The 15,769-nt window shown below is 46.9% G+C and carries 15 protein-coding genes; 13 read left to right on the top strand and 2 right to left on the bottom strand.

Annotated features, from left to right (window positions below; translation table 11 throughout):
* Nucleotides 1–14: 14 nt before the first annotated feature.
* Entirely contained in the window at nt 15–665 is a 651-nt protein-coding gene (locus tag ACN083_RS01800) for a hypothetical protein (protein WP_419101114.1), read from the bottom strand.
* Nucleotides 666–1,380: 715 nt separating this feature from the next.
* Here ACN083_RS01800 and ACN083_RS01795 point away from each other — a divergent pair.
* Nucleotides 1,381–2,526 (top strand): CAP domain-containing protein, encoded by a 1,146-nt coding sequence (locus ACN083_RS01795; RefSeq protein WP_419101113.1) that lies wholly within the window; start codon nt 1,381–1,383, stop codon nt 2,524–2,526.
* An 83-nt stretch (nt 2,527–2,609) separates the two neighbouring features.
* Here the strand turns inward: ACN083_RS01795 and dacB are convergent, their stop codons facing one another.
* Nucleotides 2,610–3,998 (bottom strand): D-alanyl-D-alanine carboxypeptidase/D-alanyl-D-alanine-endopeptidase, encoded by a 1,389-nt coding sequence (gene dacB, locus ACN083_RS01790; protein WP_419101112.1) that lies wholly within the window; start codon nt 3,996–3,998, stop codon nt 2,610–2,612.
* 182 nt (nt 3,999–4,180) lie between these two features.
* Here dacB and ACN083_RS01785 point away from each other — a divergent pair, with 182 nt between their 5' ends.
* The 12 genes from ACN083_RS01785 to ACN083_RS01730 all read left to right on the top strand — a co-directional run bounded on the left by ACN083_RS01785 (nt 4,181) and on the right by ACN083_RS01730 (nt 15,750).
* Nucleotides 4,181–4,657, top strand: coding sequence for an inorganic diphosphatase (locus tag ACN083_RS01785; protein ID WP_419101111.1), 477 nt, complete (start codon nt 4,181–4,183; stop codon nt 4,655–4,657).
* Between the two features lie 278 nt (nt 4,658–4,935).
* Nucleotides 4,936–6,054: a zinc-dependent metalloprotease gene (locus ACN083_RS01780; protein ID WP_419101110.1), complete on the top strand. Its 1,119-nt coding sequence runs from the start codon at nt 4,936–4,938 to the stop codon at nt 6,052–6,054.
* 3 nt (nt 6,055–6,057) lie between these two features.
* Nucleotides 6,058–7,233: a tRNA lysidine(34) synthetase TilS gene (gene tilS, locus ACN083_RS01775; protein WP_419101109.1), complete on the top strand. Its 1,176-nt coding sequence runs from the start codon at nt 6,058–6,060 to the stop codon at nt 7,231–7,233.
* A 130-nt stretch (nt 7,234–7,363) separates the two neighbouring features.
* The gene (gene hpt, locus ACN083_RS01770; RefSeq protein WP_419101108.1) at nt 7,364–7,915 is read left to right on the top strand and encodes a hypoxanthine phosphoribosyltransferase; all 552 of its coding nucleotides are present in this window, start codon (nt 7,364–7,366) and stop codon (nt 7,913–7,915) included.
* 218 nt (nt 7,916–8,133) lie between these two features.
* Nucleotides 8,134–10,266 (top strand): ATP-dependent zinc metalloprotease FtsH, encoded by a 2,133-nt coding sequence (gene ftsH, locus ACN083_RS01765; RefSeq protein WP_419101107.1) that lies wholly within the window; start codon nt 8,134–8,136, stop codon nt 10,264–10,266.
* Complete coding sequence (folE, locus tag ACN083_RS01760) at nt 10,266–10,838, top strand: GTP cyclohydrolase I FolE (protein WP_419101106.1); 573 nt, start codon at nt 10,266–10,268, stop codon at nt 10,836–10,838. Before ftsH ends, folE begins: the two co-directional genes overlap by 1 nt.
* A 162-nt stretch (nt 10,839–11,000) precedes the next feature.
* Nucleotides 11,001–11,873, top strand: a complete 873-nt coding sequence (gene folP, locus ACN083_RS01755) for a dihydropteroate synthase (RefSeq protein WP_419101105.1) — start codon at nt 11,001–11,003, stop codon at nt 11,871–11,873.
* Nucleotides 11,874–12,113: 240 nt separating this feature from the next.
* On the top strand, nt 12,114–12,527 hold the full coding sequence (folB, locus tag ACN083_RS01750) for a dihydroneopterin aldolase (RefSeq protein WP_419101104.1): 414 nt from the start codon (nt 12,114–12,116) through the stop codon (nt 12,525–12,527).
* The gene (folK, locus tag ACN083_RS01745; protein ID WP_419101103.1) at nt 12,524–13,030 is read left to right on the top strand and encodes a 2-amino-4-hydroxy-6-hydroxymethyldihydropteridine diphosphokinase; all 507 of its coding nucleotides are present in this window, start codon (nt 12,524–12,526) and stop codon (nt 13,028–13,030) included. The genes folB and folK overlap by 4 nt, the downstream gene beginning before the upstream one ends.
* A complete protein-coding gene (locus ACN083_RS01740) occupies nt 13,027–13,554 on the top strand; it encodes a DUF3180 domain-containing protein (RefSeq protein ID WP_419101102.1) in 528 nt (175 codons plus the stop codon). The genes folK and ACN083_RS01740 overlap by 4 nt, the downstream gene beginning before the upstream one ends.
* A gap of 85 nt (nt 13,555–13,639) precedes the next feature.
* The gene (locus ACN083_RS01735; protein ID WP_419101101.1) at nt 13,640–14,161 is read left to right on the top strand and encodes a PH domain-containing protein; all 522 of its coding nucleotides are present in this window, start codon (nt 13,640–13,642) and stop codon (nt 14,159–14,161) included.
* Nucleotides 14,162–14,163: 2 nt separating this feature from the next.
* Nucleotides 14,164–15,750: a PH domain-containing protein gene (locus tag ACN083_RS01730; RefSeq protein WP_419101100.1), complete on the top strand. Its 1,587-nt coding sequence runs from the start codon at nt 14,164–14,166 to the stop codon at nt 15,748–15,750.
* The last annotated feature ends 19 nt before the right edge of the window (nt 15,751–15,769 follow it).

Below are 15,769 nucleotides of genomic sequence, written 5' to 3'. Positions count from 1 at the left end.
AAAAGAGGCGTAGCTTACTCCCAGAAAAAAGAATCGTAGTGTTTTCCTTGCAGTGTGAGCTCATCTTCAAGGGTGTTTCTGCAGGTCATAGGTAGTGCTAGGCACTGGTACTGTGCATCATCACCAAGGTAGCCTGTGGCGTATTCGAAGTGCTCTCTTATGGGCGCGATGTCTTTGCATAGGTGAAGTATTTGTTGGAGTGTTTCTGGTGAGCTAAAAATCCAGAATGAGTTTTCGTCTGTGAGCTGGAAGAGGGCGATTTGGTGGTTTGGTAGTACATGTCCTTTGACGTGTATCCATCCTCCGAGAGCTCCAAGCCCGTCAGGTGGGCAGATGGGGTCATATTCCCATGACGGTGCGTTGTTGAGCCATGGGGGTGTGGTGGGGTAGTAGAGGGTTCCCCCTGGATGTGTGGGCCAATGGGTTTGCAGAAGGAGCCCCTCTGTGATTGTCTCCCAGAAATTTTGGCTGGTCAGGGGTGTGGCGATGGAGCTTATGAGTTCTTCTGATGCGTGTTGCCCCCAGTATGTTGTCGTGGTGGGTGTTTGGGTGGAGTGTATGAGTCCTTTGATGGTTGCTAGCTTTGCTGATTTTCCAAGGATTATGGTGAGGTTTTCTTGGTGAAATAGGTATGGGGTGTGTTCTTCGAACTCTTCTGAACTCATGGTGTCTTTCGTGCTATGAGGGTGCCTGTTCGTGGACGAGCTTGTGGTCTTGTTGTACTGATTTTAGCGGTCGTGGTTTGCGTTGTGGGGGTAGTGGTAAAACCTGTGCATTCTTGAGTGGGTGCAGAGGATTATGCCGTTGTATGGCAAAAAATGTTGTGGTTTTAAAGGCGGGTAAATAGATGGTAAATGTTCCGCTAACAGCGTCTAATGGGAATAAGTTTGTCAGGTTAAAGTCAAATTTTTGCGTGAGATATTAATAAAATACATATTTTTCATTTAATTACTTTTATGTCGATTAAGAATATAGTGGTACGGATGAATATATCTAGTGTTCGAATAAATAATCGAATATATCTCATATTCTGAATTGATTTTCGAAAAGCTGTGAATAGTGGTGAACGAAACGCCAAGAAAACTCAGCTAATTATCGAACAAAACCTGTGAATTTATCTCAAATGTGCCCCTCGTTAGCCATAACAGCAAACTAAGCTATCTGTGTATTTGTGCAAGAAAACGCACAGATAACATGAATTTGTAATTGAAATATAGAGACACTAAGCAGTGTTCGAATCCTGTGAATTATCGAAGATATGGATACAAAAATCACAAAAAACCATAAAATATCCATAGAATTTGATAACGATTCTATAAAGTTGTGTACGCACATTGTCCGTTATTACAGCATTCCAAAAGATCGCCATCGGAGAAAGACATGTCAAATACAGAACTCAGTTCACTCAAGAGTCTTCTTCCTAACCGACGCCAGGTAGGAAAAATTGCTCTTGCGGGACTCGGAGCAACAGTGCTAGGTAGCACCGCTGCCCAAGCCGCCTATAGCGATATTCGACGAGTAAGCACTGCATACAGAAATGCAGATGCACAGCGCCTACTCAACCTCATCAACCAATACCGCGCACAATACGGTCTCCAACCCCTGCAACATTCAGCAACTGTTGCAACCGTAATGGACGGAGAAGCTCGTCGCCAATTTATTCAGGGCTACTTCTCACATGGCACCCAATTTATGTACAACCCTAAGGTTCGTGGATACAATTTCGTACGCGAAGTTATCGCACTGTCCTACAACGGGGATATCAGCCAACTTCTAGCATTCTGGAAGAGCTCACCACCGCACCGCGCCGCAATTCTTGCTCCACAAGCAAACACCTGCGGAATCGGACTATGCTACGGCAACGGACGAGGACTCCCTTGGCGAGTCCTCGGAAACGTCGGAATCTACCGCTACGAACGTGGACGTGGACCATCAGACATCCAGCCCACCATCGCTGGCGGAAGCCGTGTCGCAACACAATCCACACAGCCAACCTACGCCATCAAAGGCGGAATCGGCGCAAGCTACCGTAACGGCGGCGGCGAAGCTCGATTCGGCGTCCCCATCATGAACGAAAAAGGTGGACTCGTCGAAGGCGGTATCTACCAGAACTACAGCAAAAACGGCAACATCTCCCAATTCCTTTGGACCGCAGACACCGGCGCGTACCCAGTGCACTTTGAAGGTGATATTGGTCGGTACTGGGCACGACACGGTGAAGAAAACGTCCTAGGATACCCCCTCATGTACGAAACAGGCGGGCTCATCGGCGGCGGCGCATACCAGCGATTCAAACGAGGAAATCGCGTCACCAAAATTATGTGGCACCCACGCTACGGCGCGCACCCCATCCTCGAATACGGTGCAATCTCCGCAGAATGGAGCCGCAACGACTACGAACGCGGATACGGATACCCCATCACCGGCGAATATCGCCACGGTATTGAAGTGCACCAGCGTTTCAGCAAAGGCTACACCATCGCCTGGCATTCACGCACAGGACGTGTACGCGTCTTCAAAAGCTAAGACACAGTACAAAACTTCATCCATATAAAGCTTTGGGTGTGAACCAATATTGGTTCACACCCAAAGCTTTATATTTACCGCACCTAGCGTTGCACCAGAGCAGTAACTGCACGATCCAACGTTTCCTTAGCCCCGTCAATACGAGTAATGTCATTTGTGATAAACGAATACACCAAAGTTTTACCAGAAGCAGAATACCCATAACCCGATAGAGAAATAACAGAATATAGCGTCCCTGTTTTTGCGCGTGCATACCCCTGAGCTTGTCGAGTATCAGCAGAGTTGAAACGTAACGCTAAAGTACCTGAACCACCAGCAACTGGAAAACCGTCCAAGGCCAATGTCGTGTGGGCAGACGAATCAGCAATGGCTTCAAGCACCTGAACAATCATTCTATTCGTCACCTTATTCTCACCTGAAAGGCCACAAATATCTACCGGATGAAATCCTGCAGTATCGATACCGTTCTGCTCTAACGTTTCTTGAATAGAAGCACGTGCCTGCTCAAAAGACCCTTCACGCCCTAAAGAAACTGCAAGATTGCGCCCTAAAGTCTCTGCCAACATGTTATCTGAATGTTGCATCATATACGCTGCCTGTTCAGCAACCGTTGCAGAACTAACCTGCGCAATACGTTCTGAGTTCTCGGTGCCAGGTTCCTCTTCCCCAAGAGAAAAGCTCAGGTTCTTCTGTGCACCTAACTCGTTCAGCAAAGACACAAAATAACGGTGTACTTCCTGCCCTGCTTCTGCCGGTCGAGAACGAGAAGCCTTCCCCTGATCGTCTGGAGAATAATGCGAATAAAACGCTATAGGACTCACCGCAGTGACCTCGCCAGCATCAATATCTCCTTGCGCCCACGCCGGATTAACTGAAGGCCCACGATAGATAGACGTATCAAGATTGACACGATAATGTGAAGGTCCCTGCGATAAGCCCTGAACTACCTCTTGTGCAAGTGTTCGTAGACCAGCATGCCCCACAATATCATCGGGCTGAGAAAGACCAGTTCCTAGAAGTGTGTCCCCGCCTGCTACGAGCGTTAAAACGTCGTTTTGACGACGAACACTTGTTTCATAACGTTCTGTTGGATCAACTCGATCAAGAAGAGCATAATCAACAAGAATTTTCAGGTTAGATGCTGGAACTCTCTGCTGCTCAGCACCACGTTGATAAAGGACTTCTCCAGAATCTTTATCCACGACCAGTCCCGTCACATTACCGTCAGGTAAAGAGTCTAAAATCTGGTCAAGAGTTTGCGTAAGAGTCTCTGCCTGAGGGGTTACTGAAGGATGAACAGTAGAAGAAACCTGAACGGGTTGAGGGCTAACATATGCGGACGTCGTGCCATCAGCTAAAGTATAGGCTGACTGCACGTGAGGTATTGCCCAAACTCCAACACCTAGCGTCGCAACACCTAAAACGCTAGGTAATATCCATTGACGTTTCTTTGATGTCTCTGACGAAGACATAGATTCCTCACCGCTCATATATCCTCCCAATACTATTCACCAGCAAAAGTCACGAACGTTAGACTATAAGAGAATAGCCGTAAAACCTCAGGTATATCTCATGTCTAGGTTAGACTGTACACCGATATGCTAAACGTACCTGCAACAGGTACGCCCCAACTCACAACATATAAGGAGACATCATGGAACTTGACGTCACCCTCGAAATCAATCGCGGTTCACGCGTAAAGTACGAAATCGATCACGAAACCGGACGTCTCCGTCTTGACCGTGTTCTTTTCACCTCAATGCAGTACCCCACCGCATACGGATACTTCGATAACACTCTTGGCGAAGACGGTGATCCTCTCGACGCAATGGTCATCCTCGACGTTGACGTTATCCCTGGCGTAGTGGTTGAAGCTCGTCCCATCGCAGTTTTCAATATGACTGACGAAGCTGGCGGAGACGCAAAAGTACTATGTGTCCCTGCCGATAAACGCTATGACCACATCCAAGAACTTGAAGATGTCTCTGAACAGCTCAAAGCAGAGATCCAGCACTTCTTCGAACGTTATAAAGACCTCGAATCCGGAAAATGGGTTAAAGGCGAAGGCTGGGAAGGCCGTGAAGCTGCAGAAAAAATGGTTCAAGAAGCTATCGACCGCCACAACGCATAATTCGCAGGTTTAAGGTTTAACAACTTTTATCAAGACCTATAGACGTCATGGGCAAGACATATATGTTCTTGCCCATGACGTCTATTTTTTATAGAGGATATACGACGCATAAAACCTTTCAACGCACCTATATGTCAAAGTCGCAACAGCCTTCCATAAAAAGAGCTAGTACAAGCAAACACCTCGATAATAAACATTTTTTGAAGCACAAAACTTGTGCTCAGCGAAGAACTGCAGGATAAGAAAGATGAGAAAACTGTGGTATAGAGTAAAGAACAATGACTCAAAAAAATACTCTTTCTCACCTCGTAGCTTGGGATACAGCAGCCCAAGTTGCCGCTCAGCTCGTACCTGCTGGACCTCAAAAAACAGTTCAAGAGATGACTCGTGCCGTAGAAAGTATCCGTTATGCGGCTTTAGCGTCCGTTGAACATGTATACCGTATTACTCAACTTGAGGTAGCCCACCAACTCACAGATTCACAGGTTCTCGTCATAGACCGCCCCACATGGTCTCAAGCAAATACGCAAGCATTCTCAACAATGCTCAACACCGAACCTTCTTCACGTCTTGTGCAGAAGATGAAGAAACTAACAAAAACCCAAAAAACCTTAGTCAACTATGCAACAGCAGTTGAAGTCGGTGCCGTGCTCGCTTATCTTTCTACACGAGTACTAGGACAATACGAACCATATGCTGCCCGCGCCGGGTACGGGGCCTCCGGTGGGCGGCTCATGCTCGTAGCACCTAACATCCTTGCCTTAGAAGAAGAACTTCACCTTGACCCCGAAGATTTTAGACTGTGGGTATGCCTGCACGAACAAACACACCGCGTGCAGTTTGCTGCTGCACCATGGCTTGATGAGTATATCCTTCAGCTAGTACACCGCCTATCTTCAGATCTAGGGTCGAACACTGAAGAACTTTTTGGGCGCGTAATCTATACGGCCAAAAGTTCTTTAGGAGACTCTCGCTCTACTGATTCAGACCCGACCTCTTTTACGATGAACGATTCTGCCCATAAGACGCTTTCTAAAGTTACTGCCGTCATGAGTCTTCTTGAAGGTCACGCTAACGTTGTCATGGACTCTATTGACGCATCAGTAGTTCCTAGTATCAAAACTATTCGCCAACGGTTTAACCGTCGCAGCCAAACACACACCTTCTTCCACAAAATAGTGCAAAAACTCTTTGGCATGGAACGAAAACTTCAACAATATAAAGACGGACAAAAATTCGTTCAATACATTGTGGATGCTCAGGGCATGGACCGTTTCAACATGATTTGGGAACGCCCTGAGAATCTTCCTACTGAGCAAGAAATACATCACCCTCAGCAGTGGATTGATAGGGTGTTAGCGTCAACGGAGCACGTCATCCCTTGGGCAGGAGAATAACTGATGCAAAACGGACGACGAGGACGTTTGCATCCGGCAGTAGGACGCGCTCGCACCCTTCTTGAACAAAACATCAATCATTTTTTGGGACAAACACTTATTCACGCTTCAGGTAAAGCGCGTCCACAAGAGAATCCTCCACTTTTTTTGGTGGGTTGTTCTGGTGGCCCTGATTCTTTAGCGTTAGCGTCATTGAGCGCTCATTTCGTGCGTCGTGGTGAGATACGTATCGGTGCAATAATTGTTGATCATCAGCTTCAAGCAGGCTCTGACGAAGTCGCTGCACAGGCTGCACAAACATGCCGTGATATGGGATTATCTCCGGTGCTTGTACGTTCTGTTACTGTTGACGCTGCCCATGAGGGACCTGAAATGGCGGCACGTATTGCACGATATGCGGCGTTTGAAGATGCCGTTAAAGAAACTGGTGCACAAGGAATTATGCTCGCACATACGTTAGACGATCAGGCAGAGACAGTGCTTCTTGGTTTAGCGCGAGGGTCGGGCACAAAATCTTTAGGCGGGATGAGTCCGGTGCGTGTTCACCATGGTGTGAATTATCTCCGTCCTCTGCTGAATTTACGTCGGTATGAAGTCGAACAAATTTGTGTTGCTGAGGGTTTAGACCCGTGGCATGACCCTACGAACCTCGACCAGAAACTTATGAGAGCGAAGGTCCGTCATAGCATTCTTCCTTTTTTGGAAGAACATCTAGGCGGTTCTGTTGCGCTCTCATTGGCTCGTACTGCTGCTATTAGCGGACCTGACGCACAGCATCTTGAAGAAGAAGCCGAAAGAGCGTTTACGAGGGTACAACTTGAACTTTCAGCGGTAGGCGGAGTTGAATCTTTAAACCTTCCTACTGAGACTAATATGCAGGGTGTCGTAGTGATTAACCGTTATGCGTTGAGTCAAGAACATCCAGCTTTACAGCATCGAGTATTATCTTTGGCGGTTCGTTCTTTGGGCGGAGAAAATCCAAGTTTTGAACGTTTACAAGCATTAGGAGAACTCTTATGCGGTCACACTATTGCTGGCCCTATACAGTTGGCGGGTAAGGTGAGTGCTTACCGTCGCCGTCCACCTGCGAAAGTTACAGTGGAACTTCGTTCATCTGCAGAGAAAAAAGAGATTCTTTTGAAAGAAACTGGGGTTATTGTTTTACTCACCACCGTGTAAGCTCCATACTTAAAGAACGAATACCGAGAAAAACATGTTTAGGTGCCGGTTTGCTTTAGCGCAGCTATCTGCTAGACGGTACACTAATTTTCTACAGCCCCCATATTAATCACAAAGGATTAGAGGAATCGTGAAGGCAGAAGACGTACAGGACGATATCAAACACGTTCTTTTCACCAAAGAAGATATTGACGCAAAGATTAAAGAACTCGCTGCACAGATTGATAAAGATTACGTAGGTAAAGAAGTTCTGCTGGTAGGTGTTCTCAAGGGTGCAATTATGGTGGTTGCAGACCTCTCACGAGCATTGAGTACCCATTACACCATGGACTGGATGGCTGTTTCTTCTTATGGTTCTGGAACAAAGTCTTCTGGTGTTGTTCGTATTCTCAAAGACCTTGACACCGACTTGACTGGACGTGATGTTCTGATTGTCGAAGACATTATTGATTCTGGGCTTACTCTTGCGTGGCTTCAACAGAACCTCATTTCTCGTGGTGCAAACTCTGTTGAAATCTGTGCTCTTCTGCGTAAACCAACATGCGTTAAAACTGATGTTCAGTGCAAATATGTTGGTTGGGATATCGACCCTGAATTTGTGATTGGTTACGGTTTAGACTTTGCAGAACGCTACCGTAACTTGGACTGCATTGCGACTTTAGCTCCGCACGTCTATTCCTAAATACACCTAAGATTCTCCTCTTATACGGTGCGAACGAGGTAAAAATAGTACGCTCGCTCGCACCGTAAAATTTTAGCCTTGAGGGGAACGCACCTGACTGAACGGGAACTTAACAGGTTTCACCTGTACATTAATGTGCAGAATAACCTCTGCCCCTATAGTGGTTGCCTCGTGCTTCTACTAGACGGGTAGTCACCCATATTTGGAGGATTACCGCATTGGCGCAAAAAACCAATAAGAACCCAGAAGAAGATAAAGGGTTCTTCAGCAAGTTCATCTCAGGACCATGGTTCTGGGTGGTGCTCGCTTTAGCCATCTTCGCGACTTTTTCGATTACCTCGATGTTTAACGGTTCAAACCGTGTCGATACGAATGTCGGCTTAGAGTTATTGAAGAACGATAAAGCTGTGAGCGCGAAAATCTATGATGGCGATCAGCGCGTAGATTTAGAGCTTAAAGACGACTATTCCACTCCTAAGGGGCAGAATCTCGGAAAGAATGTCACATTCTATTTCGTAAATGCTCGCGCTGGTGATGTGGTTCAGGCTGTGGATAATGGAAAACTGAAGAGTTACACCGATCAGCCTGTGCAGAGTAACTGGTTTACTTCGTTACTGACGTTCTTTGCACCTTTTGTTCTGATTGCTTTATTGTTCTGGTTCTTGATGTCTCGAGTCAGTTCTGGCGGCTCTCAGATTATGAACTTCTCGAAGTCTCGTGCAAAGAAATTCAATAAAGACAACCCGACCGTACGGTTCTCTGATGTTGCCGGTGTTGATGAAGCTCTTGCGGAGCTTGAAGAAGTGCGTGAGTTCCTTGCTGAACCAGAGAAATTTACTCGTCTTGGCGCAAAAATTCCTAAGGGCGTTCTCTTGTATGGCCCTCCCGGTACCGGTAAGACTCTTCTTGCGAAAGCTGTTGCTGGAGAAGCTGGAGTCCCGTTCTACTCTATTTCTGGTTCTGACTTTGTGGAGATGTTCGTGGGCGTGGGTGCTTCTCGTGTGCGAGACCTCTTCAAAGAGGCTAAGAACCATAAATCTGCCATCATTTTCGTTGACGAAATTGACGCTGTAGGCCGCCAACGCGGTGTCGGCATGGGTGGCGGTAACGATGAGCGTGAGCAGACTCTAAACCAGCTTCTTGTTGAGATGGATGGTTTTGACGGAACCTCAAATATCATTGTGATTGCTGCAACGAACCGACCTGATGTGTTAGACCCTGCTTTGTTGCGTCCGGGTCGTTTTGACCGTCAAGTTGGAGTGGATGCTCCTGATTTGAAGGGGCGTCAACGCATTCTTGAAGTGCATGCTACAGGTAAACCTATTGATCGTCGTGTGGAACTGTCTTCTGTGGCGAAACGAACTCCTGGGTTTACCGGCGCCGACCTCGCAAATGTCATGAATGAGGCTGCGCTATTGACAGCTCGTGATGGTGGAAACGTGATTGATGAGCGTGCTATCGATGAGGCTATTGATCGTGTGATGGCTGGGCCTCAGCGTTCTTCTCGCATTATGAAAGAACATGAACGAAAAGTTACCGCTTATCATGAAGGCGGACACGCCTTGGTTGCGGCTGCTTTGCGTAATTCTTCTCCGGTAACAAAGATTACGATTCTTCCTCGTGGGCGTGCGTTGGGCTACACCATGGTGATGCCTGAGGACGATAAATATTCGACAACTCGTCATGAGCTACTTGATCAGATGGCTTACGCCATGGGCGGACGTGCAGCAGAAGAAGTGGTCTTCCATGATCCTTCTACCGGTGCTTCGAATGATATTCAAAAAGCTACTGAAACAGCTCGTAAGATGGTTACTGAGTACGGCATGAGCTCACGTATCGGCTCTGTTCGTCTTGCTTCTCGTGAGTCTGATCCGTTCCTTGGCGGTGGCGCTGGTGGAGGCAATAATTTCTCGGATGAACTTGCTTATGTGGTAGACCAAGAAGTTGCTGCTTTGCTTGAGAACGCCCATGATGAGGCCTTTGAGATTCTGACTGAGAACCGTGATGTTTTGGATCGTCTTGCCTATGCTCTTCTTGAGAAAGAAACTCTTCTTGAGAAAGAGATTGCAGAGATTTTCAAGGATGTTCGTAAACGTCCTGAGCGTTCACATTGGTACTCTAAAACAACTCGTGAACCTTCTTCTTTACCCCCAGTAAAGGCTCCTAGTGAGGTGGATGGTTCTTCAGAAGATTCGCAAGAGAATGAGCCTATTGTTCAACAGCCTGTGATTGATACGGATTCTTCTCCGGTTGAGAAACCAGCGACAGATGTTCATCCTTCTCCTGGACTGGGCGGAAATGATAGTGATGCGCGCGGTTCAGATGGGAGTCCTTGGGGTGGTGCACGCTAATGGCCGTGGATCAGCCTCGTATTGAAGCAGCTGTTCGCGAGATTCTATTAGCGATTGGGGAAGACCCTGATCGTGAGGGTCTTGTCGATACCCCTGCTCGAGTGGGGCGCGCTTATGCAGAGATGTTCTCTGGTTTGCATGATGAACCCGGCCATATTCTGGGGACGACTTTTGATATTGATCATAAAGAACTAGTGCTTGTGAAGGATATCCCGTTTTACTCTACGTGTGAGCATCATCTTGTACCGTTTTTTGGTCATGCGCATGTGGGGTATATTCCGGGAGATTCTGGGCAAGTGACAGGTCTTTCAAAGTTGGCTCGTACGGTGGACTTATTCGCTAAACGTCCGCAGGTGCAAGAGCGTATGACGACGGAGATTGTGGATGCTATTGAGCGGTATCTTCGTCCAGCTGGTGCAATTGTTGTTGTAGAAGCTGAGCATATGTGTATGGCAATGCGCGGGGTTCGTAAGCCGGGCGCTAAGACCGTAACGAGTGCTGTGCGCGGTCAATTACGTGCTGAGGCAACTCGTGCTGAGGCGATGAGCTTGATTAATAGTTCTTGCTCGTAGTTCCGGAAGTTTGTGAAGAATCTTCTGCCGATGCAAGAGTGAGGGCACCTACGAAAATATCGTAGGTGCCCTCACCCTTATGCGGTGTGTACTTGTGCGTATTCTTGTGGTGTCTGTATGTTTTAGTTGCTATCGATAAATTTTTAGAAAGTGGGCGTTGTGGTGTCTTCTGTGTTTTCTTCTTCTGGTACTCATGTGATGGGTATTCTGAATGTCACTCCTGATTCTTTTTCGGATGGTGGTGAACACTATACGTTGCAAGAAGCAGTAGACCATGCATACCGTATGGTTGAAGATGGTGCCACGATTATTGATATTGGTGGTGAATCAACTCGACCTGGTTCTACCCGTATTTCAAGTGTTGAGGAACAGCGCCGTATTTTGCCTGTTCTTGAGAAATTACGTGATATTCCTGCTTTTTTGAGTGTCGATACGCTTAACCCCGATACGGCTCGTGTTGCGGTTGAAGCTGGTGCAGACATTATTAATGATGTTTCGGGAATGAATCTTTCGGAGCAGATGATTGATACGGTTGCGTCACTGGATGTTCCTTATATTTTGACTCATGCTCGTGGTACTTCTGAGACGATGAATGATTGCGCCAGCTATGAGGATGTTGTTGATGAAGTGTTTTTTGAGCTTCGTTCTTTGCGTGATCGTCTTCTTTCTGGGGGAGTGGCGTCGAAGAATATCATTCTTGATCCTGGTTTAGGTTTCGCAAAAGTTGGTATGCAAGATTGGCAGTTATGTGCATCGATGACACGTTTTCAAGAGCTGGGGCACCCGCTATTGATTGCTGGATCTCGTAAGCGCTTTTTAGGGCGTTTATTGGAGGCTGAAGATCGTCAACGTGCTGAATGCCTGGGTGTTGAGCCTCGGGGGCGTACTGTTGATGAGCGTGATGCGGCGACGGCAGCGCTGAGTGTTATTGCGGCGTTAAATGGTGCGTGGGGTGTGCGGGTTCATGATGTTCGCTCTAGCGCCGACGCTCTTGCGGTTGTTCAACAAGTGAGAGCTTATTCTTCGGAAATGTGATGTTTTTCTATTGATGAAGCGACATGAGGTGTTTTTGACCTAAAAACATGTGTGAGCTTAACCTCTATTCCAAGCGCATTTAGTTCGGTTTTTAACTCTAAAACCTTGCAATGGTGCGGAAGAGGGTCTTCGTTGAAATATTGATGGTATTCAATGTGGCGACAAACAACACTAAGCATGCTCAGGAACAGTGGATAATAGGAGACGGTAATACCCCATACTGCCGAACAAAGGAACATTGTGACGGAGTACCGCACTATTACAGAACAAGCTGTGCCCTCTGCGTATCGTACCGCAGACCGTATCACCCTCAATGGTGTTGGGTGCGTCGGGTATCACGGCGTTCTTGATAGTGAGCGGCAAACTGGGCAGCCATTCTTTGTTGATATTACGATGTTCACAGATTTCTCGCGAGCTGTTGCAGACGATGACGTTGCATATACAGCAAATTATGCTGAAGTTGCTGAAACTATCCGTGATGTGGTGATGGGTGAACCTGTCGATTTGATTGAGACGTTGGCAGAAAAAATTGCGCAAGAAGTGTTAGACCATTTCCCTCTTCTTGCCGTTGAAATAACCGTACATAAGCCGAAAGCTCCTATTGAGGTGACTTTCTCGGATGTCTCGGTGACAATTTTCAGGGAGAAAAAATGAGCGTAACTGCTATCTTGGCTCTTGGTTCAAACATGGGGGATAGAGAAGAGACCCTCATTAGAGGTATCGCAGATTTGTGTAGTCATCCTCAGATTTCTGTACAGAATATCTCTCCGGTTGCGGTAACTGCTGCAGTGGGTGGGCCTGAAGGGCAACCTGATTTTTTGAATCTGGTCATTCAAATTGAGACTGATTTACGTCCTTTTGAGTTGCTTGAGTACACGCAGAGCGTGGAGTCTAAACATCACCGTACACGCGAGGTTCACTGGGGGCCTCGTACCTTAGACATTGACATCATTGAATACGGCAATATGCAGATGAGTCAGACCGACTTGACGATTCCTCACCCTCGCGCCGCTGAACGCGCTTTTGTGCTTGAACCGTGGGTGCGGATGGATCCTTCTGCCGAGCTACAAGGTGTGCCGGTTGCTGAGTTAGCGCAAAAAGCTGAAGACCGTGATGGTATCCGCGAAATTCGTGAAGCACCGGTGGTTTGTGCATGACGTCTTTACGTCTGAGAGTATTACTCAGTGTTTTTCTTGGTGCTTTTATGGTTGGCGCCTTAGCTAATGCGCTGAGTGTGCGTTGGGGTGGCGCAGAGCTGATGCTTTCACCTTCGAGTCTTCTCGTTTCAGTGATAATTTGTGCCCCCTTGATGTGGTTGGGTGTTCAGGTATCACGTTTTCGTCAGCGAGACCGGCGGGTTGATGCTGGGCGAATGAACCCTCTTTTGGCAGCTCGTACTGTTGTGCTGGCTCAATCTAGCGCCTATACGGGTGTGATGATTGCTGGCTGGCATAGCGCATTGCTTTCGTACCAGTTGTATATGTTCACTCTTCGTGCCGCATGGCCTCCGCTGGCAACGTCGATTATTGATGTTCTTGCCGGTACGCTTTTATGTGGTGTCGGTGTTTGGGTAGAGCATCTGTGTAAAATACCACCTTCTGATTCTGACGATCATTCCCCTAAAGACGAGCACATTCTTGAGCGTGATAGCCGTGGATATGCACGTCAGGATGATATTTAATAACTATTTTGAAGGTTGAGATGCAGGTTACTTTTCGATAGTGTGTAGTTAAAGTTATGGCCACTAGAAAATGAGGTACCTTCTCATGACTCAACAGAACTCAACAATAGAAGATATTGAGCAGCGGCCGTGGATACGAGTATCACCCTCCTATGTGAAGATTATCCTTATCAATAGGGCCATCTTCCTGCTGGTCATCATGAGTGTCGCAGGCCTTGTCTGGATGTTTCGTGAAGACGAGTTCTTCTCCTCTGGCCTCAAACTTCCTATTATTCTGGGAGTCTTAGGCGTTCTCTTCCTCGGACAACTGACATACCTTCTGCTGGCGCCTCGCTACGTCAAATCTATTGGGTATCACCTTGATGAACGCCATCTCGTTATCACCCGAGGAATCTTGATGCGAAAAGTCATCTCTGTTCCTTATGGACGTTTGCAATACGTAGACGTCACCTCTGGCCTCGTGTCAGGAATCTTTAAACTCGCTTCTCTAGAGCTTCATACAGCTTCTGTTGGAACAGAGGCAAAAATCCCGGGGCTTCCTCAACCTGAAGCTGAAAAAATACGAGAGATTCTGACTCAAGACGGCGTAGAACAGATGGTGAAGTAACGATGAGCGAAACACCACAAGAACATAATTTTTCTCTTGGACACGATGATGCCAAGAACAACACACATGACGAACCTCAAAATAGCGAACAAGTACCAGATGAAGAACTTCATTGGAAACGTGCTCACCCGCTGAGTCCTCTTGCCTCAAGCTGGTTTATTCTTGCGTGGATCGTATGGATTACCGGTAAAGAACTCTTCGAATCGGGGTTTTTAGAGTCAGATACTTCTTTGCTCGAGTCTCTACGAGACTTTTTAACTTTCATTACTTCAACCCCTAAAATTTTTGTTCCGGCACTGTTATCTGTGGTGATTTATTATGGGGTAACGTATCTTGGCTGGTTCTTTACATTCTTTGCTGTTGGAGAAAAATTCTTCCACCTTAAAACGGGGGTTCTTCTCGTTAAAAAGAACCGTAAAGCAAATATCAACAAAATTCAGTCTATCGATATTACGTCCCCATTCCTCGCTCGTCTTTTTGGTCTATCAGAAATGACAGTTGACGTAGCGGACGGAGACGGTAGTGCTCTCTCGATTAAATTCCTCAAACACCAACATGCTCAACAATTACGTTCGACTTTGCTCCAAAGAATAACGGACGTTAAGCAGTCTCAGCATGCTGCGCCCGCACGAGAAGAATCAGAAGACGTACCTACCGTAGTGCTCTCGGAAGAAGAGAAACTGCAACAATTTTTACAGCAGGAGAATCTCCCAACGTCTACGGCAGTCGAGGACTCCTCAGAACAAGAGCTTCTAAGAGTTCCGCCCAAGCGTCTTGTCGCGTCATTATTGTTGGACGTGAAAGTGCTGTTCCAGCTTCTGATTCTTTTCATCTTCATAGTAATTAATCTGAGAGAGCTCGGTGGATACTCTTTCTCCTTCTCAAACATTACGTCCATCATCATTTTGTTTGGTTTTGCGAGCTCTCTATTTAACACTTTTGCCCGCCGCTATAATTTCCGTATTGCAGATACTCCTGAAGGTCTTAAAATTCGTTATGGATTATTCGATACCGTGACCCAGAGCGTACCCGTATCAAGAATCCAAGGGCTACAGATTAATCAGAGCGTTCTCTGGCGATCTTTGAACTGGTACAAAGTCGTAATCAACGTCGCCGGCTACGGCATCAAAGACATGATGAACGATAAAAAAATTACGGAAGAATTAGTTGTTCTTGCAACAGGTGAAGAACTCGAAAAAATCTTAGACATGGTTCTCCCCGTCCATGAGGAACGGGTAACAGGCCGATGGCTTCTCTACGCTCATGGAACTCGAGGTACTGAGGCTGGTTTTCATCCTCGTGTAGCAAAACTCCGGTGGCTACGTCCACTATCGTACCGCCGTGCAGGGTTTACCCTCACCGATAAATACTTCATCCTTCGTGACGGTGTCTTGTACTACAAGCTTTCCATCATCCCCTACCAGTTTATCCAATCTGTTGATGTGCGCTCTTCACCTTTAGAACGACATTACGGGGCACGCACCGTTAACATTTGGACTATTGTGGGCCCTATTTCCGCCACAAATAAGAACATTCATGCCGAAGATGCCCAAAGAATTGTGCAAACTCATCGTGACGTCTACCGATAAGTGTGCATAAGGGCAGAAT

Source organism: Rothia sp. CCM 9418 (assembly GCF_048512825.1).
In the GTDB taxonomy this organism is placed as follows: domain Bacteria; phylum Actinomycetota; class Actinomycetes; order Actinomycetales; family Micrococcaceae; genus Rothia.
Note: the sequence above shows the minus strand (reverse complement) of the source record. Positions and strands in the feature narration are given on the sequence as shown.

Excerpts from the sequence above, each read along its gene's own strand:
- ACN083_RS01800 (WP_419101114.1), bottom strand. The coding sequence starts at position 665 with ATGAGTTCAGAAGAGTTCGAAGAACACACCCCATACCTATTTCACCAA.
- ACN083_RS01795 (WP_419101113.1), top strand. The coding sequence starts at position 1,381 with ATGTCAAATACAGAACTCAGTTCACTCAAGAGTCTTCTTCCTAACCGA.
- dacB (WP_419101112.1), bottom strand. The coding sequence starts at position 3,998 with ATGTCTTCGTCAGAGACATCAAAGAAACGTCAATGGATATTACCTAGC.
- ACN083_RS01785 (WP_419101111.1), top strand. The coding sequence starts at position 4,181 with ATGGAACTTGACGTCACCCTCGAAATCAATCGCGGTTCACGCGTAAAG.
- ACN083_RS01780 (WP_419101110.1), top strand. The coding sequence starts at position 4,936 with ATGACTCAAAAAAATACTCTTTCTCACCTCGTAGCTTGGGATACAGCA.
- tilS (WP_419101109.1), top strand. The coding sequence starts at position 6,058 with ATGCAAAACGGACGACGAGGACGTTTGCATCCGGCAGTAGGACGCGCT.
- folE (WP_419101106.1), top strand. The coding sequence starts at position 10,266 with ATGGCCGTGGATCAGCCTCGTATTGAAGCAGCTGTTCGCGAGATTCTA.
- folK (WP_419101103.1), top strand. The coding sequence starts at position 12,524 with ATGAGCGTAACTGCTATCTTGGCTCTTGGTTCAAACATGGGGGATAGA.
- ACN083_RS01740 (WP_419101102.1), top strand. The coding sequence starts at position 13,027 with ATGACGTCTTTACGTCTGAGAGTATTACTCAGTGTTTTTCTTGGTGCT.
- ACN083_RS01735 (WP_419101101.1), top strand. The coding sequence starts at position 13,640 with ATGACTCAACAGAACTCAACAATAGAAGATATTGAGCAGCGGCCGTGG.
- ACN083_RS01730 (WP_419101100.1), top strand. The coding sequence starts at position 14,164 with ATGAGCGAAACACCACAAGAACATAATTTTTCTCTTGGACACGATGAT.